This window comes from Pseudomonas sp. S2_B07 (assembly GCF_054668435.1).
In genome coordinates this window covers 3,307,735-3,333,106 of record NZ_CP162769.1, presented here as the reverse complement: position 1 = coordinate 3,333,106, position 25,372 = coordinate 3,307,735, and the positions used below count along the sequence as shown (strand labels likewise).

The window sequence follows — 25,372 nt, the reverse complement described above, 5'->3', positions numbered from 1 at the left end:
CTTCTGTGGGCGCGTGGCTTGCCCGCGATGCAGTCGATAAGGTCTAAAGCCCTGCAATAAGCTCTCGATAATCCCCCACCGCCGCAAACTCCGCCGTGTCCTTGGCCCCTTTTCGACTGTCCGGCTCACTCACCGCCAACAGGTGCGCTACGCCAAAACGGCGGGCACTGCGCAGGATCGGCAGCGTATCGTCGATAAACAGACTGCGCGTGGGGTCGAAGCCGATGTCGGCCTGCAACGCCTCCCAGAACTGCGGATTCTCCTTGGGAAACCCGTAATCATGCGAGCTGATCAATCGCTCGAAATACGGCGCCAGTTCAATCCTTTCCAGCTTCAATGACAGCGAATCGCGGTGCGCATTGGTGATCATCACCACCCGCTTGCCTGCTTGTTTGATCGCCGCCAGAAACGTATCCGCATCCGGGCGCAAGGCGATCAGGTGCGCGGTTTCCAGTTTCAGTTCGCGCACCGGCAGTTTCAATTCGGCGCTCCAGAAATCCAGGCAGTACCACTGCAACTGGCCGGCATTGCGTTCGAACAGCGGCTGCAATTCCATCTCGGCCATGGCCCGGCTCACCCCGTGCAACTCGGCGTAACGCTGTGGCAAGTGCTCCATCCAGAAATGGTTGTCGTAATGCAGGTCCAGCAGCGTGCCGTCCATGTCCAGCAGAACGGTGTCGATGTCGCGCCAGGGCAGCAGGGACATAAAAAACTTCTCCAGCGTTAAAAGAGATATCCGAAGTCAACAATCAGGATAGGCCGGGTATAGTAACGCGTTCACGCCCAGGAGCTTTTCATGCGCCAGAAACCCACCGTACTCGCCCGCGAGATAGTCGCCACCAGCCGTTTGTTTTGTGTCGAAGAGCTCAAACTGCGCTTTTCCAATGGCGTGGAGCGCACCTACGAGCGTTTGGTCGGCAAGGGCGCGGGTTATGGCGCGGTGATGATCGTGGCGATGCTCGATGCCGATCACGCGGTATTGGTCGAGGAATATTGCGGCGGCACCGATGAATACGAGCTGTCATTGCCCAAAGGCTTGGTCGAGCCGGGTGAAGACGTGCTGGCGGCGGCCGAGCGAGAGCTCAAGGAAGAAGCCGGGTATGGCGCGCGGCAGCTGGAGCATCTGACCGAGTTGTCGCTGTCGCCCGGTTACATGAGCCAGAAGATCCAGGTGGTGCTGGCCACCGATCTGTATGAAGAAAGCCTTGAGGGTGACGAGCCCGAGCCAATGGGCGTGGAAAGGATCAACTTGCGCGAGTTGTCCGCGCTGGCTCAGAACCCGCGTTTCACTGAGGGTCGTGCCTTGGCGGCGCTGTATCTGGCCCGTGACTTACTGACCCAGCGTGGGGTGTTTTTGCCATGAATTTGAGTTTCCCCCATCCGTTGATGGCGCCTGTGGTTGAGCTGGCGTTGAAGGCGGGCGACGCGATTTTGCCGTTCTGGCGCACCGGTACCGCCGTGACGGCCAAGGCTGACGATTCTCCGGTGACCGCTGCCGATCTGGCAGCTCACCACTTGATTCTGGCCGGGTTGACCGCGTTGGACCCCAGCATTCCGGTGCTGTCCGAAGAGGACGCCAACATCCCGCAAAGCGTGCGCGCTAGTTGGCATCGCTGGTGGCTGGTCGACCCGTTGGACGGCACCAAGGAATTCATTTCCGGCAGTGAGGAGTTCACCGTCAACATTGCGTTGATCGAGCGGGGACAGGTGGTGTTTGGCGTGGTGTCGATGCCGACCAACGGCCGCTTTTACGTCGGTGGTGCCGGTTTGGGCGCCTGGCGTGGCGACAAGGGCAGCTCGCCATTGCCGATCCAGGTTCGCGAAGTGCCTGCGGCGGGGGAAGCGTTTACCGTGGTCGCCAGCCGCCGGCATTCGAGCCCGGAGCAGGAGCGCTTGCTGGCCGGGTTGAGCGATAGCCTGGGTGAATTGCAATTGGCCAACATTGGCAGTTCGCTGAAGTTTTGCCTGTTGGCGGAAGGGGCGGCGGATTGTTATCCGCGCCTGGCACCGACGTCGCAGTGGGACACGGCCGCGGCGCAAGGCGTGCTGGAAGGCGCCGGCGGTGAGGTGCTGGATTTGAGCGGTGCGCCGTTTTGCTATCCGGCGCGGGAATCGTTGTTGAATGCATTCTTTTTGGCGCTGCCGGCGAAGGCTGCGTGGCGCGAAAAGCTGCTGGAGCTCGCCCGTTCCTGACCGCGGGTAAGGGCTCGTTCCTACAGGGTTTTGTGCTGGCCTCTACTCAGCGGTGGAGGACGTACTGCCCGGTAAACCTCACCGCATCCTCATCGCTGTCGACATTCACGATCCTTGAATGAAGCGTCAACCGCGCCCGCCCATAGCGCTGATACATCGCCAGAAACTTCTTCCACACCGCCGCACTCGGCGCCTGGCAAATTGCCGTCGCGTCCATGGTCACCGGCAGTGGATAGTTGATCTGCCCTTCCTGAATCACGATGTGCCCGTCTTCAATCCCTTCCTCGCGCAAGCGCAAATGCAGCCAGCCCCAACCCGCCAACACCGCGCCGCAATACAGGCTGCCGCCGAACATGGTGCTTTTGTGGTTGACGTTGGCTTCCAGCGGCAAGTACAGGCGCAGTTGCTGGTCGTGCCAGTCGAGCACTTTGACGCCCATCGCCTGCGTCAGGGGGATGTCGTGATGGAGAATCGATTCCAGGTGACGACTGTCGCGGTTCATGCACAGGCCTCTTGTTTGAAAGTGATGATTTAACGGTCGCTCAATCGAGATCGTCGCTGGTACCGCTGGCGCCACCCGCGAAGTTCAGCCCGTGTTTGCGCAGCTTGTCGTGCAAGGTTTTGCGCGGGATGCCTAGCGCTTCGGCGAGGCTGCGCACGGAGCTGTGAGAGCGCGCCAGTTCGGCGGCGATCAGGCTCTTTTCGAAATTTTCCACTTGCTCGCTCAAACCGCCGCTGACCCCTTCGACCGGTGTACTGCTTGCGCCATCCGGCGTGTTGTTGTCCAGCGCCAGTTCCAGGCCCAGTGCAAAGCGTTCGGCGGCGTTTTGCAGCTCCCGTACATTGCCGGGCCAGGTGTGGCGCAGCAACAGGGCGCGTTGCCCCGGTTGCAATTCATGGGGCGGTAAACCGTGGCGGGCGCTGGCTTCGTCGGCGAAATGCTGGAACAACATCAACGCATCCTCGCCACGCTCGCGCAGGGGGGAATGCGTAGCGGTGCGACGTTCAGGCGGTAATACAAGTCAGCGCGGAAACGTCCTTGATCGGCGGACTGGCGCAGGTCTTCCTTGGTCGCGGCGATGATGCGGATGTCCAGCGGGATCAACTGATTGCCGCCCAAACGCTCGACGACGCGCTCTTGCAGCAAGCGCAGCAATTTCACCTGCACGTCCAGGCTCATGCTTTCGATTTCATCGAGAAACAGCGTGCCGCCGTTGGCGAATTCGAACTTGCCGATGCGACGTTTTTGCGCGCCGGTGAACGCCCCCGGCTCATGGCCGAACAACTCGCTTTCCACCACCGACTCGGCCAGTGCGCCAGCGTTGATCGCCACGAACGGACCGTTACGACGGTTCGACAAATCGTGCAGCGCACGGGCCACGACTTCTTTACCCGCGCCGGTTTCACCGAGGATCAACACGTCAGCCTTGGTCGCGGCCAGTGCGCCAATCTGCTCACGCAGGCGCAGCATCGGCGCCGATTGCCCGACCAGTCGAGTGCTCAGTTCATTGCGATCACTCAGGGCCAGACGCAGGCTGCGGTTATCCAGCACCAACCGGCGCAAGGCCAGGGCGCGGCGCACGCTGTCGAGCAGGGCGTCGCTGGCGAACGGTTTTTCGAGGAAGTCATAAGCCCCGGCGCGCATGGCTTGCACCGCCAGCGGCACATCGCCGTGGCCGGTGATCAGCAGCACCGGCAGCTCCGGGTCCTGGGCATGCAGTTCGGTCAGCAATTCGAGACCGTCCATGCCCGGCATGCGAATGTCGCTGACTACCACGCCCGGCCAGTCGCGCTCCAGTTGTGCGGCCAGGCCTTTGGCTTCGGCCAGCGGCAGGATTTTCAGGCCGGCCAGGTCCAGCGTCTGACTCAAGGCCTGACGCAGGTGGGGATCGTCGTCGATCAACACGACCTGAATGCGATTCTCGATGGTCATGCACTTCGGTCCTCGGACGGTTGCAGGCTCACGCCCGGTGCGCCAGCGCGCAGTTTCAGGGTAATCAGGGCGCCACCTTCCTTGTGGTTGGCGAACGACAGTTCACCACCGAAGGCACGCATCAGGGTTTCGCAAATCGCCAGCCCCAGCCCAAGCCCTTGTGTGCGGGTCTTGGTGGTGTAGAAGGGCTCGCTCGCACGTCCCAGGGCTTCCATGCAAAAGCCGGGACCGTTATCGCGAATGTACAAAGTGACGCCGTCCGCGGTGGATTGGGCACTCAACCAGAGTTTACGCGGCGGCCCTTTTTCGGTCAGCGCATCGAGGGCGTTGGCCAACAGGTTGCCGAGCACCTGACGCAGACGGGTTTCCCCGGCCTCGACCCACAGCGTGGCGGCAGGCAAGTCGCGGATCAATTCGACTTCCATGCTGCGGCGGCGCTTGGCCAGCAACGCCAGCGCGTCATCCAGCGCCGGTTGCAGGGCCACGCTTTCCGGCGCGTGCCGATCACGGCGGGCGAAGGCGCGCAGGTGAGCGATGATCGAGGCCATGCGCCCGGTCAATTCGCTGATCAATTTGAGGTTGCCACGCGCATCGTCAGTGCGTTGATGATCGAGCAGCACTTCGGCGTTTTCCGCATAGCTGCGAATCGCCGCCAGCGGTTGATTGAGTTCGTGGCTGATGCTCGCCGACATCGTGCCGAGTGCCGACAATTTGCCGGCCTGGACCAGATCATCCTGGGCGCGAACCAGTTCCTGCTGGGCATGCTCGCGCTCCAGTACTTCCTGTTTCAATCGGCGGTTGAGGCCTTCGAGATCGCTGGTGCGCTCGGCGACCCGGCCTTCGAGTTCGCGCCGGGCCTTGGCTTCGAAGGCGATCCTTTCAAGGTAATGGCGCCGGCGCTGCATCATCAGCCCGAGCAGCAGCATCACCACCAACAATGTTGCGCCGCCGACGGCGACCACCGTGCGCACGGGGCGATCGATGAGGGTGCGCGGGGCAAGGATGCTGACGTTCCAGCCGGTTTCTGCGATCTGCTGGGTCTGCGTCACCCAGGCATTGGGATTGAGATTCAGCGGCTTCGGATCGCGGGTCGGATACGGTTGGATCGCGGTAATGGCCTGGTTTTCTTCATCGCTCAACGGGCGAGTCGAGCGAAAGCGCCACTCCGGCCGCGACGTGAGAATGACCACGCCGTTGTGGTCGGTCAGCAGCAGTTGTTCCGGGGTTTTGCCCCAGAGGCTTTCGGTGTGGTCCAGGTCGACTTTGACCACCAGCACGCCGATGACTTTTTCGCCCTCGCGTACCGCCGCGGCGAAGAAGTAGCCGCGTTTGGCCGAGGTCGTGCCCAGGCCGAAAAACCGTCCCAGCCGCCCGGCCATGGCTTCGCTGAAATAAGGCCGGAAGGAAAAATTACGCCCGACGAAGCTGTCGTGTTTGTCCCAATTGGACGCCGCCAGTGTCTTGCCACGGGTGTCCATCAGGTACATGACTTCGGCACCCGTTTGGGTGCTGATGTTTTTCAACAAGCGGTTGGCGTTGCCCTGGGTGACGCTATCGTCTGGCGCACCAAGTACGGCGCGCAGCGCCGGCAGGTCGCCGAGGATCTGCGGCAAGACTTCATAACGGTGCAACGTGCCCAGCAGGTTGGCGACGTACAAGTCGAGAGTCTGACGGTTCTGCCCGGCCAATTCGCTGCGGTAATAGCGCTCGGCCAAATGCTCCAGCGGCCACAGCAGCGGCGCCAGGCACAGCGCCAGCAGGGCGAGGCTGCGCCAGCGGGGTCTGCGAGGTAGGGTCGGAGTCATGAGCATCGGGCGCCTGTGGGTACAGGCGCATTATGCCTAGGCTTGATGGCGCAGTCTGCGCGCCTTGGTCAAGTCGTGGTTGCAACGAAGATGCAGACAGGTTTCAGGAAAAGACTTCAGCGTCCTTGAAGAACGCGGCTGCCTGGTCTTTGCCGGACAGTTGTGGTGCTGCCTCCAGTTGCCAATCGATCGCCAGGTCCGGGTCGTCCCAGCGAATGCTGCGCTCGGCGGAGGGGGTGTAGTAGTCAGTGGTTTTGTAGAGGAATTCGGCGAACTCGCTCAGCACCACGAATCCGTGGGCGAAACCTTCCGGGACCCAAAGTTGGCGATGGTTGTCGGCGGACAGACGCACCGCTACCCATTTGCCGAAATGGGGTGAGCTACGACGAATATCCACCGCCACATCCAGCACTTCACCGGCCGTCACGCGGACCAGTTTGCCCTGGGTATTTTGCAGTTGGTAATGCAGGCCGCGCAGTACACCTTTTTGCGAACGGGAATGGTTGTCCTGGACAAACTGTGTGTCCAGCCCCGTCGCTTCTTCGAAGGCCTTGGCATTGAAGCTCTCATAGAAGAAGCCGCGTTCGTCACCAAAAACCTTGGGTTCGATGATCAGAACACCGGGCAGGTCGGTGGTGACTACATTCATGGTGCTTCTCCAGTAATGGGCGTTGATGGGGGACATTCTTGCGCAAAGTGCCGAGTGAGGCGAGTACGACTTGATTTTTCCTGACCCGTTCACTGGTCATGTCGAGTGTCAGGGCCGGTCAGGCGATCAAAAGGGGGTTGCGTATCGCGTCTGGCAGTGGCGATATAAGCGCCTAATAAAATTTCAGGGGTCGTTGTATGCCGCTCGCCACGTTGATTCACCGCGCCAGTTTGCCCAGCCCGCAAGTGTCTGCGCAGCAAGCGTTAGAGCTGCTGGAAGGGCATTACGGACTGAGCGGAACGTTGCAGACCCTGGGCAGCCAGCAGGATCTCAACTTTCGCGTCGACAGCGACCGGGGGCGTTTCGTCCTGAAAATCTGCCGTGGTGAGTATTCGGCGCTGGAACTGCAAGCCCAGCACGCGGGGCTCAAGCATTTACGGGAGCAGTCCGGCGTGAAGGTGCCGCGAGTGATCCCGGCCAAAAATGGTGCTGATCTGCTCACGCTGGATGTCGCGGGTCAATCGGTGCACGTGCGCCTGCTCGACTACATCGAAGGTCAGTCGCTCACCCATCTGGATCACCTGCCGGGTGCCGTGGTGGCGGGTTTCGGTCAACTGTGCGGCGAAATGGACCTGGCCTTGGCGGCGTTCGACCATCCGGGCCTTGAGCGCACGTTGCAGTGGGACGCCCGTCACGCCAACGCATTGATTGGTCATCTGCTGCCGGTGATCAAGGATGACGCGCAACGCCGGTTGATCGCCGAGGCCGCCGAACGCGCCGAGCGTCATCTGCAACCGCTGGTGGACAAGTTGCCGGTGCAGGCCATTCACATGGACATCACGGACGACAACGTGGTCTGGCAGCGCGATGCGCAACGCCAGTGGCAATTGCAGGGCGTGATCGATTTCGGCGACCTGGTCCGCACCTGGCGCATCACCGATCTTTCGGTGACGTGCGCCGCGCTGCTGCACCACGCCAACGGCGACCCGTTCTACATTTTGCCGGCCATCGAGGCCTATCACGCGGTCAATCCTTTGCAGCGTGAAGAGCTGCTGGCGCTCTGGCCACTGATCGTCGCGCGTGCGGCGGTGCTGGTGCTCAGTGGCGAGCAGCAAGTGAGCATTGATCCGGGCAACCAATACAGCCGTGACAACCTGACCCATGAGTGGGAAATTTTCCGCGTGGCCACCTCGGTGCCGCTGGACCTGATGGAAGCGGCGATCCTGGCGTGTGTTGGCCAGAGTCTGCCGAGCATCGGCAGCGAAGGGTTTGCACCGTTGTTGCCAAGCCTGGTGGGGCGCGAGTTTGCGCTGATCGATCTGGGCGTCCTCAGCCCGCATTTCGAGGCGGGCAACTGGGAGCAAGAAGGCATCGATCAGCGACTCCTGACGGAAGCTGCTGCGACCCACGGCCTGGCGGCCAGTCGCTATGGACAATACCGGTTGTCGCGAACCCGGCCAGACACGGCGGACGAGCCGGACACCTGCCCGTTGCACGTCGAATTGCGAGTGCCCCACGGCACGGCAGTCGAATCGCCGTTTGCCGGTGTGGTTCATCAGCCCTCGGCGGGTGTACTGCAACTCGACGGTCCGCAACTGAGCGTACGACTGTGGGGCGTGACCCCGTCGCTGCACGTCGGCGCGGCGCTGGTCAAAGGCCAGGTGCTGGGCTCGGTCAGCGGGCCGTTGATCGTGCAGTTGTGCCGAGGCACGGCGTTCAACGCGCCGCTGTTTTGCACGCCATCGCGTGCCCTGGCCTGGCAAGCCTTGTGCCCGTCGCCAGCGGCATTGCTGGGGCTGGCCTGTGACGCTGAAGAAGAACTGGATTCGCAGACACTGCTGGCACGCCGCAGCGCCAGTTTCGCCCGGACCCAAAAGCACTATTACGTCGATCCGCCGCGCATTGAGCGCGGCTGGCGCAACCACCTCATCGACATGCAGGGCCGCTCCTACCTCGACATGCTCAACAACGTCGCGGTGCTCGGCCATGGTCATCCGCGCATGGCGGCGGTCGCCGGTCGTCAGTGGTCGCTGCTCAACACCAACTCGCGTTTCAATTATGCGGCGGTCGCCGAGTTTTCCGAGCGTTTGCTGAAGTTGGCGCCGGACTCCATGGACCGGGTATTCCTGGTCAACAGCGGCAGCGAGGCCAACGACCTGGCCATTCGCCTGGCGTGGGCCTACAGCGGCGGGCGCGACATGCTCAGCGTGCTGGAGGCCTATCACGGCTGGACGGTAGGCGCCGATGCGGTGTCGACGTCGATTGCCGACAACCCCAAGGCCTTGAGCAGCCGCCCGGACTGGGTGCATCCCGTCGTTGCGCCGAACACGTATCGCGGGGAATTTCGTGGCCCGGACAGCGCGCCGGACTACGTGCGCAGCGTCGAACACAACCTGGCAAAAGTCGCTGCACAAGGACGCAAACTGGCCGGTTTCATTTGTGAACCGGTGTACGGCAATGCCGGCGGAATCTCGTTGCCACCGGGCTATTTGCAGCAGGTCTACGCCAGGGTCCGCGCCCAGGGCGGTGTATGCATCGCCGATGAAGTGCAGGTCGGTTACGGGCGCATGGGCCATTTCTTCTGGGGTTTTGAAGAGCAGGGTGTGGTCCCGGACATCATCACCATGGCCAAAGGCATGGGTAACGGTCAGCCGTTGGGCGCGGTGATCACCCGTCGGGAAATTGCCGAAGCGCTGGAGGCCGAAGGTTATTTCTTCTCGTCGGCGGGCGGCAGTCCGGTCAGTTGCCAGATCGGCATGGCGGTGCTGGATGTGATGGAAGAAGAAAAGCTCTGGGACAACGCTCAGGTGGTGGGCGGGTACTTCAAGGAGCGCCTGGAAGCGCTGATCGATATTCATCCGCTGGTAGGCGCGGTACACGGTTCCGGGTTTTATCTGGGCGTCGAGCTGATCCGCAATCGCGACACGCTGGAACCGGCAACCGAAGAAACCACGGCGCTGTGTGATCGCCTGCGCGAGCTGGGGATTTTCATGCAGCCGACCGGTGATTTCCTTAACGTCCTGAAGATCAAACCGCCGATGGTGACGTCGCGCCAGAGCGTGGATTTCTTCGTCGACATGCTCTCGAAGGTGCTCGCGGAAGGCCTGTAAACCCATAACCCTGTAGGCGTGTTAATTCGATAGATATCGGCTTTTTAGCAAAAAAATATGACAGAAGGTTTGTGGGTGGCTTCTAAAGCCGATATTTATCGGCTATAAAGTCACCGCTGCCTCGCTGTGGACGATCCATGCCCAGCGCTTCCCATTTCTGTCACGGGTCGATGCCACAGTCGACCCCAAGCCTTTGCTCAGGAGCCGATTCATGAGCCGTATCGTTACCGTCGCCGCTACCCAGATGGCCTGTTCCTGGGACCTTGAAGCCAATATCGAAACCGCCGAGAAGCTGGTTCGTGAGGCGGCAGCCAAAGGCGCGCAGATCATCCTGATCCAGGAACTGTTCGAAGCCCCCTACTTCTGCCAGAAGCCAAACGCGGATTACCTGCAACTGGCCACAGCCGTTGAAGACAACGTCGCGATCAAGCACTTCCAGAAAGTCGCCAAAGAGCTGCAAGTGGTGCTGCCGATCAGCTTCTACGAATTGGCCGGTCGTGCGCGCTTCAACAGCATCGCGATCATCGATGCCGACGGCTCCAACCTCGGGATTTATCGTAAAAGCCACATCCCGGACGGCCCCGGTTACCATGAGAAGTACTACTTCAACCCGGGCGATACCGGTTTCAAAGTGTGGAACACCCGTTACGCGAAAATCGGCGTGGGCATCTGCTGGGACCAGTGGTTCCCGGAGTGCGCCCGCAGCATGGCGTTGCAAGGCGCGGAAATACTGTTCTACCCGACCGCCATCGGCAGCGAACCGCACGACAAGACCATCTCGTCCCGTGATCACTGGCAGCGCGTGCAACAGGGCCATGCCGGCGCCAACCTGATGCCGCTGATCGCCAGCAACCGCATCGGCAACGAAGAGCAGGACGGCTACGACATTACCTTCTACGGCTCTTCCTTCATCGCCAACCAGTTCGGCGAAAAAGTTCAGGAGCTCAACAAAACCGAAGAAGGTATTCTTGTGCACACTTTCGACCTCGACGAGCTGGAGCACATTCGCAGCGCGTGGGGTTCGTTCCGTGATCGTCGCCCGAACCTGTACGGCGCACTGAAAACTCTCGACGGTTCCCTGGAGTCCTGATTCTCATGACCACTTTGCACACCACGCCTCGCGCCGACGGCTTTTACATGCCGGCCGAATGGGCGCCACAAACCCAGACCTGGATGATTTGGCCCGAGCGCCCGGACAACTGGCGCCTGGGTGGCAAACCGGCGCAAGCCGCACACGTGGCGGTGGCCAAAGCCATCGCACGTTTCGAACCGGTGACCGTCGCGGTTTCCGCAGGCCAGTACGAAAACGCCCGCGCCCGCCTCGATGTGCCGAATATTCGTGTGGTGGAAATGTCCAGCGATGACGCGTGGGTGCGCGACACCGGTCCGACATTCGTCATCAACAACCGTGGCGAAGTCCGTGGCGTGAACTGGGACTTCAACTCGTGGGGCGGTTTCGACGGTGGCCTGTATTCGCCATGGAACCGTGACTCGCAGGTCGGCGGCAAGATCCTCGAGATCGAGCGCAACCAGCGTTACCGCACCGAGGGCTTTGTGCTCGAAGGCGGTTCGATTCACGTCGATGGCGAAGGCACCCTGATCACCACCGAAGAATGCCTGCTCAACCGCAATCGCAATCCGCACCTTGATCGTGCAGAGATCGAAGCGGTGCTCAGCGCGAATCTGGCTGTGGATAAAATCATCTGGTTGCCGGACGGTTTGTTCAACGACGAAACCGACGGCCATGTGGATAACTTCTGCTGCTACGTGCGCCCGGGTGAAGTATTGCTGGCCTGGACCGATGACCCGCAAGACCCGAACTACCCGCGCTGCCAGGCGGCCATGAAGGTCCTGCAAAGTAGCACCGACGCGAAAGGTCGCCCTTTCACGGTGCACAAGATGCCGATTCCGGGTCCGCTGTATGCGACCGAAGAAGAGTGCGCGGGCGTCGACCCGGTGGACGGCACTCAGGAACGAAATCCGACCGTTCGTCTGGCGGGTTCCTACGTGAACTTCCTGATCGTCAACGGCGGCATCATCGCGCCAAGCTTCGATGACCCGCTGGACGAGCCGGCAAAGGAAATTTTGCAGACCCTGTTCCCGCAACACGAAGTGGTGATGGTGCCAGGCCGGGAACTGTTACTGGGAGGCGGTAACATTCACTGCCTTACTCAACAGCAACCCGCGCCGCACAAGGAGTGAGTGGGGTTGTAACAGCCTGAGTCGATTGCACAATCAGCTGAGCTACGGTTAACCCTCCCCACACCCTGAAAAGCCCGCAGCCCTTATGGACTGCGGGCTTTTTTGTATCCGCTTGTCGACAGCACAGACACATTGGCACAGCTCTTGTATCTGTCACCGCGTGAAACAGGGAGGGGGAGAACTGCGATGTTCTGTCATAAACCTTGGATAAGTTAGCCGCTCACGAACCAGGAGAGAGCGCTGAAATGAACGCCGAAATGAACGTAGTGAGCGAGCGGGCGTTGCATCCCCTGGCAATTAATAGCGAATCGCTCCAGGTCCTTGCGCAGTGGTTCAAGTCCAATGGAACGCGTCAGATCAGTGAACCTGATCCGCGCCGGATGATGATCGAGCGCTACCCCGCTGGCTTGTTCAGCGAAGCGGAACTGGAAGCGTTGTGGGATGTGATGGAAGGATAAGAAGAATAAACAAAGGATTGATAAAGCGCTGCCGGGATGGCGGCGCTTTTTTATGGGCGATGGTTTTTTCAGGCTTACTCCAGGTCAGAGGTCGGCCGGCATTATTCGACCGATCCACGAAACAGACTGAAAGCCATTCCAGCGTTTTTCCGCAACCACCTGAGGATTAGTCTGCCGGCAGTGAATTTTCCTACTTTATTGCCTGAGCCTTTCGATGATCCTTCATTACATTTATGACCCGTTGTGCGGCTGGTGCTATGGCGCCAAACCATTGGTGCAAGCAGCCCAAGGCGTGTTGCCGGTAATCGCCCACGGTGGCGGCATGATGACGGGCGCCAACCGCAAAGCCGTTTCACCACAACTGCGCAATTACGTGATGCCTCACGATCGACGCATTGCCGAATACAGCGGGCAGCCTTTTGGCGAAGCATATTTTGAAGGTCTGCTGCGCGATGAAACGGCGGTGTTCGATTCCGCTCCGCCAATTGCGGCCGTGCTGGCAGCCGAGCAAATTGCCGGGCGTGGGATTGAGTTGTTGGGGCGTTTGCAGACCGCGCATTACGTTGAAGGTCGGCGCATCGCCGATCAATCGGTGCTGCTTGAATTGGCAGCAGAGATCGGCCTGGAACCCCTGGCCTTCGAAACGGCCTTTCACAGTGCCAATACCGAACAGCACATCAAAGACAGTCGCGCCCTGTTGGCCAAGGTCGGCGGACAAGGTTTTCCGACACTGGCGCTTGAGCGAAATGGCCAGTTCACGCTGGTCGATGTCAGCCCTTGGCTCGGCAAGCCCGAGGCGTTTGCGGCCTCGCTGGCTCAGCTCGCTTAGACGTTTTTCGTCTATCTATAGTCAATTCATCAAATTGACACAGCATTGTGGGCGCGACTAGGATCCCGCCCAACGCCTGTGGCTAACCGCCACGACTCACAAAATAATAAAAGGTCCGCCACGATTTTTTCGTGCGCGGACCTTTTTGTTTTGGGGTGAAAAAAGAGTGCGATAGCGCCGTTTCAGCCGTTCGACACAGCGCGTTTCAACCCGAAATAAGGAAAACAAAATGTTGAACAAGCGAATCAGCCTGATCGCTCTGGGGATGTTGAGTGCTACACAGGCCATGGCTAACGACCAGGCCGAGTCCAAGGGTTTTGTTGAAGACAGCAGCCTCAAAGTGCTGTTGCGCAACGCCTACATCAATCGTGATTACAAAGACGGCAACCCGGATAAATCCGAGTGGGGCCAAGCGGCCATCGGCACGTTCTCGTCCGGCTTCACCCAAGGCACCGTGGGTGTCGGAGTCGACGCTTTCGGTCTGTACGCCCTCAATCTGGAGCGCAGCGAAGACCGTAGCGGCGCGCAAGGCATCGATTTCTTCAAAAAGGGCGACAGTGGCCAGCCGGCTGACGACCTGTCCAAGGGTGGCGCCGCGATCAAGTTCCGCCTGTCCAGCACCACGCTGACCTACGGCGACCAGATGCCGGCCCTGCCGGTGTTGAATTACGACAACTCGCGCCTGCTGCCAGAAAGCTACACTGGCACCTTGATCACGTCCAAAGAGATCAAAGGCCTGCAGCTGGACGCCGGTCGTTTCACCGCCGAATCGCGTAAAAGCGCTGAAGGTCGTGATAGCGGTGGCCTGAAGTCGATCAACGTCTTGGGCGGTAGCTACCAGTTCACCGAACAATTCAAAGGCGCGCTGTACGCTTCCGACGTCGAAGACGTGTTGAAGAAGCAATACGTGAATGCCAACTACATTTTCCCGATCGACAAGGATCAGTCCCTGACCCTGGACTTCAACGGCTACCGCACCAAGCTGGACGATGCCTACGTCCGCGAAAACGGTATCACCGGCGACGACAACAAGATCTGGAGCCTGGCCGCGACCTTCGTCACCGGCCCGCACTCGTTCACCCTCGCGCACCAGCGCAGCACGGGCGACAGCAACCTCGGCTACGCCTACGGCGGCTACCAGAAAGACCAAGGGCGTGTGGGCGACGGTGGCAACACCATCTACCTGGCGAACTCCTACTGGTCCGACTTCAACGCCGAAGACGAACGCAGCTGGCAGTTGGGCTACGGCCTGGACTTCAGCGCGTTCGGCGTTCCGGGTCTGACGTACAACGTTGCGTATGTGCGCGGTGACAACATCACCACGTCCACCAGCGAAGGCGGCACCGAGCGCGAAATCTTCAACCAGTTCAAATACGTCGTGCAAAGCGGCCCGGCCAAAGACCTGAGCGTGAAGCTGCGCAGTTCGGTGCTGCGTGTGTCGCAGAAGTCCAGCGAGTACAACGTCAGCGGTAACGAACTGCGTGTGTTCGTGGATTACCCGATCAACGTCTTCTGATGATCGATTAAGCGTAAAAAAATCGTAAATCCCTCGACTGGCTCGGGGGATTTTTTTGCCTGGTGACGGTTAAAAAGCGCTAAAAACCGCTGTTTTCAGTCGCAAAACGTCAAATTGAAGCAACTTCAAACTCCGTTTCAAGCAACGCTTGATATGCCTGAAATTCTTTCTCATGGACGCAAATCCTGTGCTCTCTAGATTAGGTTGCTAAATGCACGGAGATTTTGAAAATGCTCGTTTTGAACAAAGAAGTGGGCGAATCGCTACGGCGCGACAAATACGTCAACGTCAAAAGTAGTGACTTCAATCTGTTCGGTCACTTCTCCGACTTCATCAGATTGACCAGAAGTTGGGAACACATGGAGCCCGACAGTTACTACGGTCAGGCCGAGGCGGGCAATCGGTACCGACGCTACAGCGATTTCGAATACAACCCGGTGACGCGCGAACTGACGCAGCTGGAGCACCGCGCCTACGTCCAGTCCAAGGCCAACAACGCCTACGTGGGCGGAATGGTCCGGCACTTCCAGGATTTCTCCGATGAAATCATTCATTCGCCGGTGATGCGCAGCCTGATCGACACGGATTTCGAAGTGTACAAAAACGTTCTGCCGCCGGAACTGCACGACGAAATCTGGCAATGCCAGATTCACCAGATCCGGATCGAGATCAAACCAGGCAAGCAACTGGAGATCACCCCGGAAGGTATTCACTGCGACGGTTACCCGTTCAGCGGCGTGCATTTCTGGGGACGCAATAACGTGGAGGGCGCGGAAAGCCGCTTGTACAGTGCCCATGAACAAGAGCATCTGGCGTCGACGACTTACACGGACATTCTCGACACCACTTACTTCCTGGATCGGGACATGCGCCACTACGTCACGCCGGCGCGCAACACCCATTCCCATGCCATGGCCTACCGGCAAATTCTGGCGATTTCCTTCTCGCGGCCCGGGACCGCTTTCGACATTGTTCGCTGAACAGTACAACGCCGCGATCAGCCTCGCCGAGTGCCCTGCACCGGTGATGTTGAGGCGTACGACAGCCAAGGATGCCCAGCGCCTGGAGCGCTTCTTCCGGCAATTCGAAGAGGTGTCTTTCTGCGAATGGCAGGACGCCAAGTGCCTGCGTGGTGTATTGGTGCAGAAGACCACCACCGCGTTCATCGCGCTGGACACCCGCGGCGAAATCGTCGGCGCGGTGCTCGGCGGCATGCTGGGCAGTCGTGGCACGATCAACCATTTGGCGGTGAGCCCGTTGTATCGCAGCCAAGGCGTGGGTCAACGGCTGGTTGAAGCGGCTTCGGCGGACATGAAACGCGTGGGCGTGCTGCGCATGTTCCTGTTTGTCGACGATGCCAACCTCGCCGGGAAACGTTTTTGGAGTGCCCAGGGTTTTTGCGAACCGCGTGGCGAAAGAACATTTGAGAGGGATCTATGAATGAGACGTCCAGCAGCCGGCCGCTGATGGTCGGGCCACAACAACGTTCGCGCACCTTTGCAGAAGCCAGCCCGGTGGTGGCCGGTTATTTCACGGTGTCGTTCGTGTTCGGCCTGATGGCGGTCAATGCCGGGATGCCCGTGTGGTTGCCAGTCGCGATGTGCCTGTTTGTCTACGCCGGTGCTTCGCAGTTCGCCGCGCTGGCACTGATTACCAGTGGCGCGTCGCTGACCACCATTGTCCTCACCACATTTTTGATCAACGCGCGGCACATGCTGATGTCGGTCTACATGGCCAAGGCGTTGCAGGCCATGGGGCTCAGTCGTCTTGAGCGTTGGTGTTATGCGGGTGGTTTGACCGATGAGTCGTTCGCCTTCCACAGCGTCAAACTGGGCAAGGGCGCGCCAGTCAATGTGCGTTACCTGATCGGCTTCAATCTGTATTGCCACACGTCGTGGGTGCTCGGCGGTTTACTCGGGGCGATTTGCGCGCAGTACGCGGCGCACTTGATCAAGTACCAGCTCGACTACGCACTGACGGCGATGATGCTCTACGTGCTGGTGTCGCTGTGCAATACGCGTAACAAACTCATCGCCGCACTGGCCGCTGTCGCCTGCATGGGCGCATTGAGCCTGGCCGGCAGTTCTCCGTTCAACGTATTCATCGCCACCTTTGTGGGCTGCGGGGTGGGTGTATGCCTGACCAAACGTTCCTGATTCTGGTCGTCGTCCTGATGATGGCCGTGACCTTCCTGCCGCGTGCGTTGCCGCTACAAGTGAACACCGACCATTGGCCGCCCTTCGTCGCCCGTGCGCTGGAATACTTGCCGGTGGCGATCGTCGCTGCCATCAGCGTCACGCCGTTGTTGATCAAGGATCAGCACGTGCAGCTCGATCGCCCGGAATTTTATGCCGCGATTCCGACGTTGTTATGTGCGTACTTCAGCAAAAACCTCTTTCTCTCCGTTGCGGTGGGAACGGCTGCGTACATTGCGCTCGGTTCGTTCATGTAGCGGCAGGTCGACCACATCGTGCAATGCCTGGCCCGACAACTCAGGGTTATTGACCGCCAACCGCACTTCGAGGGCATCCTCGAAGCCAGGGAAAATGGTCAAGCCGTTACGTTGGGCCGCATCGCGGGACACCATGCCGAGGCCATCCATTTGCGTGATCAGCGACAGCGTCAGCGTTTCACTGCAGGAGTAGACCATCCGCTTGTTCGACTCGTAATTGCCAAGACCGGCGTCGAGAAAGCGCAGGAAGCTGTGGGAATACGGACAATCGTCAGCCGGACGCACCTGAAACTTGTTGCCGAGCATGACCAGCGGATCATGTTCCTGGCCGCAATGGGCACCGACCACCTGCACCTGAACCTCGGGCAGGATAATGCTCGGTAATCCCGGCTGCTGCGGGCCGATCAACACCGCCAGGTCGAAGTCTTCGTTCTTCAGCTTGCTGAGATTTTCCATCGACTCGGCGTAGCTGAATTCCAGCTGATAGTCGGGAAACACCTCAATCAGGCGTCCGATCATTCGGCGATTGAAGTCAGACGAAAGCGTCGTGTTCAGCGCCACCCTGAGCGTGCGCTGCCCAGGCTCTTTCAACGCCGCGACTTTTTCTTCGAGTTGTCGCGTGGCCACTAACACCTTGTCCATGAAAGGCGTGAGTTCCGTGCCCTGCGTGGTCAGGGTCAACCCCTTGTTGGAGCGACGAAACAACCGAAAACCAAACTGCTCTTCGACCTTGTTCAACTGCGCAGCCAATGCCTGCACCGTTAAACAGGAATGCTCTGCCGCCGCCGACAATGAGCCGGTCTGCACAATGCGCATCAAGTTGCGTAGGGTTCTGCTATCCATTGGGTAATGCCCTCTAAAGTGGGCTGGCTATTGTTGAGTACCTGGCCGTCGGTTGGGCGATACGTGCTGGCTATAATCCTGCACCTGAACCCGCTTGTCCCGAGTTTAGTAGCGAATTGATGCTGGCGTCCGATGGTTGGAGGGTTGCGCAGGATCGCGGGTTTCTGGGGGAGGGTGGGTGATCGGGGTCAAAGAATGCTCGGACCGGGAGGTTTGGGCATTTTTTTTGGGTGGGAACGGGGTTGTCAGTGCGGGTTTCGTGCCGCTGGGACTTCGAAAGGCGGCCGGTCTCGAAACGTTTTTATGCAAAAGTACGGATTTATGATCGTTTTTGAGCACCGAAACTCGTTTTTATGCGTTTAGGGTCAGGGCCGGATCAATCTGACGCGTCTGAAATGTTCATTTTTATGCAAACCCATCAAAAAATAATCGTTTTTATGCAGCAAAACCTGATTTTGATCGTTACTCTCCATTTATAGGCATTTTTGATTTCAGCCGAGCTGTTCAAAGGAGTGTGACCGTGAGCGAGTTTCCCGTAGATCCCATCGGTGCTGCCTGGCTAGCGACGACATTCGGCGTGCTGCCGATGGCGCGGCTACCCGTGTTGAGTCAGGTGGGTAGCCGGCGGTTAACTCAAGTCGAAGACGGGTTTCGTCTTGAGACGTATACGGAGAATATGCGCCCCGATCCGGACCTCTCATCCCATCTGCAATTTCATCTGCGGCATGAAGTCCCGAACCTTGAATTCTTGAGTCGGCTGTTTACCAAGGTGGGTCCGGCACCGGTGCAAGACTGGTTAAATGTTGAGCCCACTGGCCAATATGCACGCCGGGCAGCGTTCCTGTTTGAGTGGCTCACCGGCGAGCAATTGCAAGCGCCCGAGCCCATAGGCGGTAAGTATGTCGACGCCATCAACGCCGATCTGATGGTGGCGGCGTCACCCGAAGAGGCGGTGAAAGTGCCGCGTTGGCGCGTGACTGACAACCTGCCAGGCACGCGCTACTTCTGCCCAGTCGTCGTCAAGACAGCAGCAGTCCAGTCAGCAGCGGACCTCGATGTGCCTCACCTCTTTGGTCAACTGACCGCAGAATTTGGCGAGGCGCTTCTGCTGCGCGCCGCGGCATGGATGACGCTGCGGGAAAGCAAAGCCAGTTTCGCCATTGAAGGGGAGGCGGATCGCTCTACGCGTATCCAGCGATTTGCAGATGTGTTGGCGCGACGAACCGGTCAGGGCGAATTGCCGCTCACCGATGCGGCACTGGCTGAGATGCAGGAAGAGATCCTTGGCGCAGTGACCACCCTGACCCGCCTGGGAATTCGGCAATCGCCGGTGTTTGTTGGAGAGACGGTTCGCTATCAGGAGATCGTCCATTATGTCGCGCCACCGGAAAGTGATCTGGAGCGGATGTTAGAAGGGATTCGCGTCTTTCTGAATCGCACTCAAGGGCAATCCCCGGTCATGCGCAGCGCTGTGGCGGCGTTTGCTTTCGTCTATATCCATCCGCTGGCTGATGGCAACGGCCGGGTCCATCGCTTCCTGATCAACGACATTTTGCGTCGTGATGGAGCCATTCCAGATCCGGTGATTCTTCCGATTTCAGCGGTTATCACCGACGACTCGGCCGAGCGGCGCCTGTATGACAGCGTGCTGGATCAGGTTTCAAAACCGCTCATGCAGGGCATACGAGACCAGGTAACGTTCGCCAGTACTCGCACGCAATACCCTGACGGCGTGGTCTCGAACATTGAATTCACGGGGCAGGAACAGGCACGCCCGGTGTGGCGATATCCAAACCTGGGGCCACACGTCGTGTTCATCTCGAACGTCATCCGCCGCACGATCACCGAACAGATGCGTGAAGAGTCGCGGTATTTACGCAGCCACATAAGGGCCAGGCAGGCGATCAAGGAAATCGTTGAAATGCCGGATCAACAGGCTGACCGACTCCTGCGATCCATTGAGCAGAACGAAGGGAAGCTGAGCAACGTACTGGCAAAGGAAATGCCGGTGCTGACAAGGCCGGACATTTGGGACGCCATTACCGAAGCGGTGGCTCAGTCGATGCGGGGGGAAGAACCGATAGACAGTGGCGTGAGTGATCGATATCACCCGAATCAGCCAGTGGGTAGATGACCAACTTACGCAAAAGCCCCGATTGATTCGGGGCTTTTTCATGCGTGCGATTTGTTTATGGCGCGACGTTACTGGCTCGGTTGTTACACGGCGCGGCTAGCACCTTCACTACGTCATCGATGATCGCCTTACTCATATCCTGCAAATAATGAGACGCCCAGGCATGCCGGTCGGTATCGCGAACCATCGCGGCATCGGATGCGAGAAGCTTGGCGATGTGGAGCAGATCGGAAGCGTGGGAGAGGGCCTGGATCACCGGGACGCCGGCGTTGATGCGGAACAGTGCATCGTTGGCGTGGTAGGAGAAAGGGGTGAGGCCGATGGTTTTGAGGTCTTGAGGGTTGGTCATTGGGCACCTCCGGTGTTTGGGCGGTGGTGGAGGATGACCGGTGGAGCGGTAGCGCAAATTTTGGACGGACCGGTAGCGGGCATTAGCAAAAACTCCTGAATCAAAGTTTGAGCTACCACGTTCGTTCTCAGGCGAATGGGTGGCAGCTGTGCGCGGGCTGAGAAACCGGAGATACAGGAACCCGGCAGACCCGAAGGTCTCCCACGCACAGCCGCCATTACACGGAAATGCAGGCACAAAAAAACGCCAACAATCGTGATTATGGGCGCTTGTGCGCCTGTATCTTACTCGGGTTCTCAGGCCCGGTCGCTGAATTGGCAGCGACGACCTGAAGGTAGCTTGAGAGGGACGACTGCGCAATCGTGGCTAGGTGGTGGCGTGGAGGGCGGTTTAGTGATTTTTATGGCTGAGCAACAGTTAAACGAAGGAACACATCGACGCGCACATGTCGTCACCAGCGACACGTTCTAATAACGTGTCGCAGAAAGTGAAAAAAAGCGACACGTCAAAAGGCGGACTACATCAGAAGCGGCTGAGTCCTACTGCAAAATCGGACACCTGCGATATCTTACTAATTACACCAAGTAACTAATGATGTTCCCGCCCCCACCTTTTTCCCCTCCAGCTAACGCCCTACATTGAGCTCCAACGCCTACCCATTCATTCCGAAGGGCAGGTCACTTGGAGATTCCCTCATGCCTTTTGTCAGCGTTCGCATTACCCGCGATGGCGTTACCTCAGAGCAGAAAGCTCAGGTGATCGCCGAAATCACAGAAACCCTGGAGCGCGTCCTGAAGAAGGATCCGCACCTGACCCACATCGTGATCGAAGAAGTCGACACCGATAACTGGGGCTACGCCGGCATCACCACCACAAAGTATCGAAAGCAACTGGCTGAGGCGGAGGGCAAGTCATGACCGCGTCCGTCTCCATCGACTTCATCTCCGACGTGGTGTGCCCGTGGTGTGCATTGGGTGCGACGGCGCTGGAGCAAGCGATCGAGAACGTGGCCGGTGAGATTTCGGTGGAGCTGACCTACAAGCCTTTCGAACTGAACCCGGACATGCCGGCAGTCGGCGAAAAAGCGGTCGAGCATTTGATGCGCAAATATGGACGCACCGCCGAAGACGTCGCCGCCGGCAAAGCCATGCAAATCGCTCGTGGCGAGGCCATCGGTTTCACCTTCGATCTGGAGAAGCGCACGCACTTCTACAACACGTTTGATGCGCACCGATTGCTGTTGTGGGCGTTGCAGGAAGGGCGGCAGATCGAGCTGAAGAAGATCCTGTTGCGCGCTTACTTCACTGACGGCCAGAACCCTAGCAACCGCGAAACCCTCGCTCGTCTGGCCGGGGAAGCGGGACTGGATGTGGCCGCTGCGCAAGAAGTGTTGGCCTCCGGAGCGTTCGCAAAAGAAGTGCGTGAGCTTGAAGCGTTTTACCGCCAGCACGGCATCAACTCGGTCCCGGCCATGGTGCTGAACGGTCGCCACCTGGTGTCCGGTTCGCAGTCGGTCGAGTACTACGAACAAATGTTGAGACAAATGGCCAAGGCCCCCGCCGAAGCCTGATTACTTACTTACTTATTCAAACCATCATTTATTAGTAGAGGTTCATCATGAGCAATTCGAAAAAAGTCATCGTTATCACTGGCGCATCCCAAGGCCTCGGCGCCGGCATGGTCAAAGCCTTCCGCGATCTGGATTACAAAGTTGTCGCCACTTCGCGTTCGATCAAACCGTCCAGCGATCCGGACATCCTCACCGTGGCGGGCGACATCGGCGACCCGGCGGTTGCGCAGCAAGTGATCCGTGAAGCGATCGCACGTTTTGGCCGCATCGATACGTTGGTCAACAACGCCGGGATCTTTATCGCCAAACCGTTCACCGCATACACCGCTGAAGACTACGCCAATGTGTTGTCGGTGAACCTGAACGGCTTCTTCTACATCACCCAACTCGCGATCAACGAGATGGAAAAACAAGGCAAAGGCCATGTGGTCAACATCACCACCAGTCTGACGGACCACGCGGTTGATGGTGTGCCATCGGTGTTGGCTTCGCTGACTAAAGGTGGCTTGAACGCGGCGACCAAGTCCCTGGCGATTGAGTACGCCAAGCGCGGGATTCGGGTGAATGCGGTTTCGCCAGGCATCATCAAGACGCCGATGCATGGTGAGGAAACGCATGAAGCGCTGGGGAATCTGCACCCGGTTGGGCATATGGGTGAGATCGGTGACATTGCTCAGGCGGTTGTTTATCTGGATAGCGCCAACTTCGTCACTGGCGAAATCCTGCACGTCGATGGCGGTCAGAGCGCCGGTCACTAAGACCTCGTTGACTTGTCCACAGCGCCGTCGATCACTATCGACGGCGTTTTTATTGGAGAACGCAGCATGAACACCCACGCTCACAAGGTTTTCCTGATCACCGGCGTCAGTTCAGGTTTCGGCCTGGCCTTTTCCCAAGCAGCGCTGGCGGCGGGGCACACGGTGGTTGGCACGGTGCGGCGCGAATCCGAGCGCGTCGCGTTCGAAGCGCTGGACGCCTATCGCGCTAAAGCGTTCGTGCTCGACGTCACCGATTTCCCAGCCGTCGAACCGCTGGTGGCTGACATCCTGCGTGAAGTGGGGCAGATCGACGTGCTGGTGAACAACGCCGGCTATGGGCACGAAGGCATTCTCGAGGAATCGCCACTGACTGAAATGCAGCGCCAGTTCGACGTCAACGTGTTTGGCGCGGTGGCAATGATCAAAGCAGTCCTGCCCGGCATGCGTGAACGGCGCAGCGGGCATATCGTCAACATCACCTCCATGGCCGGCTTCATCACCTTGCCGGGCATCGCTTACTACAGCGGCAGCAAATTCGCCCTTGAAGGCATCAGCGAAGCGCTGGCCAAAGAAGTCGAAAGCCTCGGCATCCACGTGACCGCCGTGGCACCTGGCTCATTTCGGACCGAATGGGCGGGGCGCTCGATGATCCGATCCAGTCGCACCGTGAGTGACTACGACGCGGTGTTTGATCCAGTGCGCAAGGCGCGGGAAGAGAAGAGTGGCAAGCAGGCTGGCGATCCGCAAAAGGCTGCGCAGGCGTTGCTGACCTTGGTCGCTGCTGAAAAGCCGCCGGTTCATCTGTTGCTGGGTAAGGATGCGGTGAGGTTGGTGCGTGAAAAGATTACGCGGTTGCAGGGGGAGATTGATGCTTGGGAGCATCTTTCGGTTTCTACGGAGTTTGATTGATGGCCGGTGTATAAAAACCCAGAACCCAGAATCCAGAAACAACAAAGCCCCCGTATTTCTACGAGGGCTTTGTTTTGTGGTGTCGGCAATAGATCTGAAAATCATTTGGGCGCCCCCCTCCTCTCGTAGGAGGCGAGTGATTCCATTCGCTACAGTCAGAAAAGCGCCACATCTTCGTCGTCGGGGACTTCGTCCGTAACAATCACTCGTGCGTGTGCGCTGTGCTCGTCCTCCATGCGCAACCCGAAGTAGCGGGTATCGTTGGCGTCCCAAAATGCCTCTATCTGTGACATGGGTGCATGTTCAAGCAGCACCTCGGCGCTGCGCTCCAAGATGATCGAGTAACGTCGTTCGGTGTTCATTACAAAGCGGCTCGCAACGGCGGAGAGGGTTGTGCATAAGCACTGCTGTCATTATGCCGTCTCACAGCTTTTCGACCGTAACCGCTCATCGTTTCGGGGAGGGATGTAGATGCGCGGTACCAGAATTGGATGCGTCGGTTCGCCATCCTTCAGCGAAAGGGGCGAGCGTAAGACCCACAAACGAAAAAGGCCCACCTTTCGGTGAGCCTTTTTCGATATTGCGTATGGTGCCGGCACCAGGAGTCGAACCCGGGACCTACTGATTACAAGTCAGTTGCTCTACCAACTGAGCTATACCGGCGTGTTGGGCGACGATTATAGCGATTGGGTTGGTTCTGTAAACCCCTGAATTCAGACTATTTTTGCGCAGGCGTCAGGTCAGGCGCGTAGCAGGGTTTTCTTGAGTTTCTGGATGGCTTGCCAGGTGCGGCTGTTTTGCATTGCGCGCAGCTGTGCTTCGGCCTGTTCGGCGCGTTGCAGGGCGGTGGCGAGTTGCTGTTCGGCATCGCCGATGGGGTGGCTGAAGTTGTGGCCTTTGCAGAACTGGAATTCATCCAGGTTGCACGGCGGGATGTCGAAGGCGGGTTTGAGGTTCAGGTGTTCTTCGGCGAGGTAGTAGGTGTTGATGCCGTCGAACAGGATGGAGTGGTAGCCGGCGCCGGTGACGAGGGTTTCCCAGGTCTGGTCGCGGTCCCACGGGGTTTCGATGAGGATGACCCATGGCCGCCACCGGGTGAAGTCCATGCCGCGCAGGACGGTTTCTTCGTGGCCTTCGACGTCGATTTTCAGGAAGTGGATCGGGCGGCCCTGGGCGTGTTCTTCGCAGATGGACGTCAGGGTGCGGGACTGGACGGTTTGGCTGCGCACGTCCATGCCGGCGTCTTTGTGCATTTGCGCCATGGCCGGGTCGACGGTCGAGAGGCCGGTGCCGGCGATGCCATAGAAGGTCAGGCTGTCGGCGCTTTCGCCGGCCACGCATTGCAGGTTGGTGTCTTTGGGACGTTGCTGGCACAGGGCTTCGTAGTAGTTGGGCATCGGTTCGACGTTGATGCCGCTCCAGCCGTGGTCGTAGAACGCTTTGGTGACCGAGTCATGGGTCGGATCGTTGGCGCCGACGTCGATATAGAAGCCGTTCTCGACGGTTTTGAGGGCGCGCCACAGGCGTATGTCTTCGAAGTTCTGTGCGTAGGAAATGAACGTCACGGTCGCATCCTGTCGGTCGAATTTTCTTGTTCGTGGTCGCGCTGACGGCGTCCTTGCGTGTTTGTATAACAAGAGTCGGGAGGCGGTGCAATTTTCC

General features: G+C 58.9%; 25 protein-coding genes, 1 tRNA gene and 1 pseudogene. 17 read left to right on the top strand and 10 right to left on the bottom strand.

Going from position 1 to position 25,372, the window contains the following annotated elements:
* Positions 1-43: 43 nt before the first annotated feature.
* Complete coding sequence (gene yrfG / locus AB4N43_RS15300) at positions 44-706, bottom strand: GMP/IMP nucleotidase (protein ID WP_027922217.1); 663 nt, start codon at positions 704-706, stop codon at positions 44-46.
* 90 nt (positions 707-796) lie between these two features.
* On the opposite strand from yrfG, the gene nudE reads away from it, so the two are divergent.
* Both nudE and cysQ read left to right on the top strand, forming a co-directional pair.
* On the top strand, positions 797-1,363 hold the full coding sequence (nudE, locus tag AB4N43_RS15295; RefSeq protein WP_027922216.1) for an ADP compounds hydrolase NudE: 567 nt from the start codon (positions 797-799) through the stop codon (positions 1,361-1,363).
* Positions 1,360-2,193, top strand: coding sequence for a 3'(2'),5'-bisphosphate nucleotidase CysQ (cysQ, locus tag AB4N43_RS15290; RefSeq protein ID WP_032833437.1), 834 nt, complete (start codon positions 1,360-1,362; stop codon positions 2,191-2,193). Before nudE ends, cysQ begins: the two co-directional genes overlap by 4 nt.
* Before the next feature lie 46 nt (positions 2,194-2,239).
* Here cysQ and AB4N43_RS15285 read toward each other — a convergent pair whose 3' ends face one another.
* The 4 genes and pseudogenes from AB4N43_RS15285 to rfbC form a co-directional block, all read right to left on the bottom strand.
* Positions 2,240-2,695, bottom strand: a complete 456-nt coding sequence (locus tag AB4N43_RS15285) for a thioesterase domain-containing protein (RefSeq protein WP_027922214.1) — start codon at positions 2,693-2,695, stop codon at positions 2,240-2,242.
* 40 nt (positions 2,696-2,735) lie between these two features.
* Positions 2,736-4,126, bottom strand: a pseudogene (locus AB4N43_RS15280) (sigma-54-dependent transcriptional regulator).
* Positions 4,123-5,931 carry a sensor histidine kinase gene (locus tag AB4N43_RS15275; protein ID WP_027922212.1) on the bottom strand — a complete coding sequence of 603 codons (1,809 nt, stop codon included), beginning with the start codon at positions 5,929-5,931 and terminating at the stop codon, positions 4,123-4,125. Before AB4N43_RS15275 ends, AB4N43_RS15280 begins: the two are co-directional and overlap by 4 nt.
* 103 nt (positions 5,932-6,034) lie before the next feature.
* A complete protein-coding gene (gene rfbC, locus AB4N43_RS15270; protein ID WP_027922211.1) occupies positions 6,035-6,580 on the bottom strand; it encodes a dTDP-4-dehydrorhamnose 3,5-epimerase in 546 nt (181 codons plus the stop codon).
* Positions 6,581-6,777: 197 nt separating this feature from the next.
* On the opposite strand from rfbC, the gene AB4N43_RS15265 reads away from it, so the two are divergent.
* The 10 genes from AB4N43_RS15265 (at position 6,778) to AB4N43_RS15220 (ending at position 17,147) form a co-directional block, all read left to right on the top strand.
* Positions 6,778-9,690 (top strand): aminotransferase, encoded by a 2,913-nt coding sequence (locus AB4N43_RS15265; RefSeq protein WP_460151618.1) that lies wholly within the window; start codon positions 6,778-6,780, stop codon positions 9,688-9,690.
* A gap of 211 nt (positions 9,691-9,901) precedes the next feature.
* A complete protein-coding gene (aguB, locus tag AB4N43_RS15260) occupies positions 9,902-10,780 on the top strand; it encodes an N-carbamoylputrescine amidase (RefSeq protein ID WP_027922209.1) in 879 nt (292 codons plus the stop codon).
* Positions 10,781-10,785: 5 nt separating this feature from the next.
* A complete protein-coding gene (gene aguA, locus AB4N43_RS15255; RefSeq protein WP_460151617.1) occupies positions 10,786-11,892 on the top strand; it encodes an agmatine deiminase in 1,107 nt (368 codons plus the stop codon).
* Positions 11,893-12,137: 245 nt separating this feature from the next.
* Positions 12,138-12,350 (top strand): HAD family hydrolase, encoded by a 213-nt coding sequence (locus tag AB4N43_RS15250; protein WP_059181815.1) that lies wholly within the window; start codon positions 12,138-12,140, stop codon positions 12,348-12,350.
* A gap of 214 nt (positions 12,351-12,564) precedes the next feature.
* Positions 12,565-13,179, top strand: a complete 615-nt coding sequence (locus tag AB4N43_RS15245) for a DsbA family protein (protein WP_460151616.1) — start codon at positions 12,565-12,567, stop codon at positions 13,177-13,179.
* Positions 13,180-13,408: 229 nt separating this feature from the next.
* On the top strand, positions 13,409-14,695 hold the full coding sequence (locus tag AB4N43_RS15240; protein ID WP_027922206.1) for an OprD family porin: 1,287 nt from the start codon (positions 13,409-13,411) through the stop codon (positions 14,693-14,695).
* Positions 14,696-14,925: 230 nt separating this feature from the next.
* Entirely contained in the window at positions 14,926-15,675 is a 750-nt protein-coding gene (locus AB4N43_RS15235; RefSeq protein ID WP_059181814.1) for a 2OG-Fe dioxygenase family protein, read from the top strand.
* 46 nt (positions 15,676-15,721) lie between these two features.
* Entirely contained in the window at positions 15,722-16,135 is a 414-nt protein-coding gene (locus AB4N43_RS15230; RefSeq protein ID WP_172825958.1) for a GNAT family N-acetyltransferase, read from the top strand.
* Entirely contained in the window at positions 16,132-16,851 is a 720-nt protein-coding gene (locus AB4N43_RS15225; protein WP_027922203.1) for an AzlC family ABC transporter permease, read from the top strand. The genes AB4N43_RS15230 and AB4N43_RS15225 overlap by 4 nt, the downstream gene beginning before the upstream one ends.
* On the top strand, positions 16,830-17,147 hold the full coding sequence (locus AB4N43_RS15220) for an AzlD domain-containing protein (protein ID WP_081743912.1): 318 nt from the start codon (positions 16,830-16,832) through the stop codon (positions 17,145-17,147). Before AB4N43_RS15225 ends, AB4N43_RS15220 begins: the two co-directional genes overlap by 22 nt.
* Here AB4N43_RS15220 and AB4N43_RS15215 read toward each other — a convergent pair.
* Positions 17,064-17,990, bottom strand: coding sequence for a LysR family transcriptional regulator (locus AB4N43_RS15215; RefSeq protein ID WP_059181813.1), 927 nt, complete (start codon positions 17,988-17,990; stop codon positions 17,064-17,066). The genes AB4N43_RS15220 and AB4N43_RS15215 overlap by 84 nt on opposite strands.
* A 520-nt stretch (positions 17,991-18,510) precedes the next feature.
* On the opposite strand from AB4N43_RS15215, the gene AB4N43_RS15210 reads away from it, so the two are divergent.
* On the top strand, positions 18,511-20,124 hold the full coding sequence (locus AB4N43_RS15210; protein ID WP_194940909.1) for a Fic family protein: 1,614 nt from the start codon (positions 18,511-18,513) through the stop codon (positions 20,122-20,124).
* Between the two features lie 55 nt (positions 20,125-20,179).
* Here AB4N43_RS15210 and AB4N43_RS15205 read toward each other — a convergent pair whose 3' ends face one another.
* Positions 20,180-20,473: a DUF3077 domain-containing protein gene (locus AB4N43_RS15205; protein ID WP_410921740.1), complete on the bottom strand. Its 294-nt coding sequence runs from the start codon at positions 20,471-20,473 to the stop codon at positions 20,180-20,182.
* A 695-nt stretch (positions 20,474-21,168) separates the two neighbouring features.
* Here AB4N43_RS15205 and AB4N43_RS15200 point away from each other — a divergent pair.
* The 4 genes from AB4N43_RS15200 to AB4N43_RS15185 all read left to right on the top strand — a co-directional run bounded on the left by AB4N43_RS15200 (position 21,169) and on the right by AB4N43_RS15185 (position 23,710).
* Positions 21,169-21,390 (top strand): tautomerase family protein, encoded by a 222-nt coding sequence (locus AB4N43_RS15200; protein WP_027922199.1) that lies wholly within the window; start codon positions 21,169-21,171, stop codon positions 21,388-21,390.
* Complete coding sequence (locus AB4N43_RS15195; protein WP_059181810.1) at positions 21,387-22,043, top strand: DsbA family oxidoreductase; 657 nt, start codon at positions 21,387-21,389, stop codon at positions 22,041-22,043. The genes AB4N43_RS15200 and AB4N43_RS15195 overlap by 4 nt, the downstream gene beginning before the upstream one ends.
* A gap of 47 nt (positions 22,044-22,090) precedes the next feature.
* Positions 22,091-22,801: an SDR family NAD(P)-dependent oxidoreductase gene (locus tag AB4N43_RS15190; protein ID WP_460151613.1), complete on the top strand. Its 711-nt coding sequence runs from the start codon at positions 22,091-22,093 to the stop codon at positions 22,799-22,801.
* 66 nt (positions 22,802-22,867) lie between these two features.
* Positions 22,868-23,710: an oxidoreductase gene (locus AB4N43_RS15185; protein WP_460151612.1), complete on the top strand. Its 843-nt coding sequence runs from the start codon at positions 22,868-22,870 to the stop codon at positions 23,708-23,710.
* A gap of 155 nt (positions 23,711-23,865) precedes the next feature.
* On the opposite strand, the gene AB4N43_RS15180 is transcribed toward AB4N43_RS15185, so the two are convergent.
* From AB4N43_RS15180 to AB4N43_RS15170, 3 genes are all read right to left on the bottom strand, one after another.
* Positions 23,866-24,072, bottom strand: coding sequence for a hypothetical protein (locus tag AB4N43_RS15180; protein WP_027922195.1), 207 nt, complete (start codon positions 24,070-24,072; stop codon positions 23,866-23,868).
* A gap of 225 nt (positions 24,073-24,297) precedes the next feature.
* Positions 24,298-24,373, bottom strand: a tRNA-Thr gene (locus AB4N43_RS15175).
* A 77-nt stretch (positions 24,374-24,450) separates the two neighbouring features.
* Positions 24,451-25,275 (bottom strand): FkbM family methyltransferase, encoded by an 825-nt coding sequence (locus AB4N43_RS15170; RefSeq protein WP_027922194.1) that lies wholly within the window; start codon positions 25,273-25,275, stop codon positions 24,451-24,453.
* Positions 25,276-25,372 lie beyond the last annotated feature (97 nt).

Excerpts from the sequence above, each read along its gene's own strand:
- aguB (WP_027922209.1), top strand. The coding sequence starts at position 9,902 with ATGAGCCGTATCGTTACCGTCGCCGCTACCCAGATGGCCTGTTCCTGG.
- AB4N43_RS15195 (WP_059181810.1), top strand. The coding sequence starts at position 21,387 with ATGACCGCGTCCGTCTCCATCGACTTCATCTCCGACGTGGTGTGCCCG.
- AB4N43_RS15180 (WP_027922195.1), bottom strand. The coding sequence starts at position 24,072 with ATGAACACCGAACGACGTTACTCGATCATCTTGGAGCGCAGCGCCGAG.
- cysQ (WP_032833437.1), top strand. The coding sequence starts at position 1,360 with ATGAATTTGAGTTTCCCCCATCCGTTGATGGCGCCTGTGGTTGAGCTG.
- AB4N43_RS15285 (WP_027922214.1), bottom strand. The coding sequence starts at position 2,695 with ATGAACCGCGACAGTCGTCACCTGGAATCGATTCTCCATCACGACATC.
- AB4N43_RS15185 (WP_460151612.1), top strand. The coding sequence starts at position 22,868 with ATGAACACCCACGCTCACAAGGTTTTCCTGATCACCGGCGTCAGTTCA.
- AB4N43_RS15215 (WP_059181813.1), bottom strand. The coding sequence starts at position 17,990 with ATGGATAGCAGAACCCTACGCAACTTGATGCGCATTGTGCAGACCGGC.
- AB4N43_RS15250 (WP_059181815.1), top strand. The coding sequence starts at position 12,138 with ATGAACGCCGAAATGAACGTAGTGAGCGAGCGGGCGTTGCATCCCCTG.
- AB4N43_RS15245 (WP_460151616.1), top strand. The coding sequence starts at position 12,565 with ATGATCCTTCATTACATTTATGACCCGTTGTGCGGCTGGTGCTATGGC.
- nudE (WP_027922216.1), top strand. The coding sequence starts at position 797 with ATGCGCCAGAAACCCACCGTACTCGCCCGCGAGATAGTCGCCACCAGC.
- AB4N43_RS15190 (WP_460151613.1), top strand. The coding sequence starts at position 22,091 with ATGAGCAATTCGAAAAAAGTCATCGTTATCACTGGCGCATCCCAAGGC.
- AB4N43_RS15240 (WP_027922206.1), top strand. The coding sequence starts at position 13,409 with ATGTTGAACAAGCGAATCAGCCTGATCGCTCTGGGGATGTTGAGTGCT.
- AB4N43_RS15205 (WP_410921740.1), bottom strand. The coding sequence starts at position 20,473 with ATGACCAACCCTCAAGACCTCAAAACCATCGGCCTCACCCCTTTCTCC.
- AB4N43_RS15265 (WP_460151618.1), top strand. The coding sequence starts at position 6,778 with ATGCCGCTCGCCACGTTGATTCACCGCGCCAGTTTGCCCAGCCCGCAA.
- aguA (WP_460151617.1), top strand. The coding sequence starts at position 10,786 with ATGACCACTTTGCACACCACGCCTCGCGCCGACGGCTTTTACATGCCG.
- AB4N43_RS15230 (WP_172825958.1), top strand. The coding sequence starts at position 15,722 with ATGTTGAGGCGTACGACAGCCAAGGATGCCCAGCGCCTGGAGCGCTTC.
- AB4N43_RS15235 (WP_059181814.1), top strand. The coding sequence starts at position 14,926 with ATGCTCGTTTTGAACAAAGAAGTGGGCGAATCGCTACGGCGCGACAAA.
- AB4N43_RS15200 (WP_027922199.1), top strand. The coding sequence starts at position 21,169 with ATGCCTTTTGTCAGCGTTCGCATTACCCGCGATGGCGTTACCTCAGAG.
- rfbC (WP_027922211.1), bottom strand. The coding sequence starts at position 6,580 with ATGAATGTAGTCACCACCGACCTGCCCGGTGTTCTGATCATCGAACCC.
- AB4N43_RS15275 (WP_027922212.1), bottom strand. The coding sequence starts at position 5,931 with ATGACTCCGACCCTACCTCGCAGACCCCGCTGGCGCAGCCTCGCCCTG.
- AB4N43_RS15220 (WP_081743912.1), top strand. The coding sequence starts at position 16,830 with ATGCCTGACCAAACGTTCCTGATTCTGGTCGTCGTCCTGATGATGGCC.
- yrfG (WP_027922217.1), bottom strand. The coding sequence starts at position 706 with ATGTCCCTGCTGCCCTGGCGCGACATCGACACCGTTCTGCTGGACATG.
- AB4N43_RS15225 (WP_027922203.1), top strand. The coding sequence starts at position 16,132 with ATGAATGAGACGTCCAGCAGCCGGCCGCTGATGGTCGGGCCACAACAA.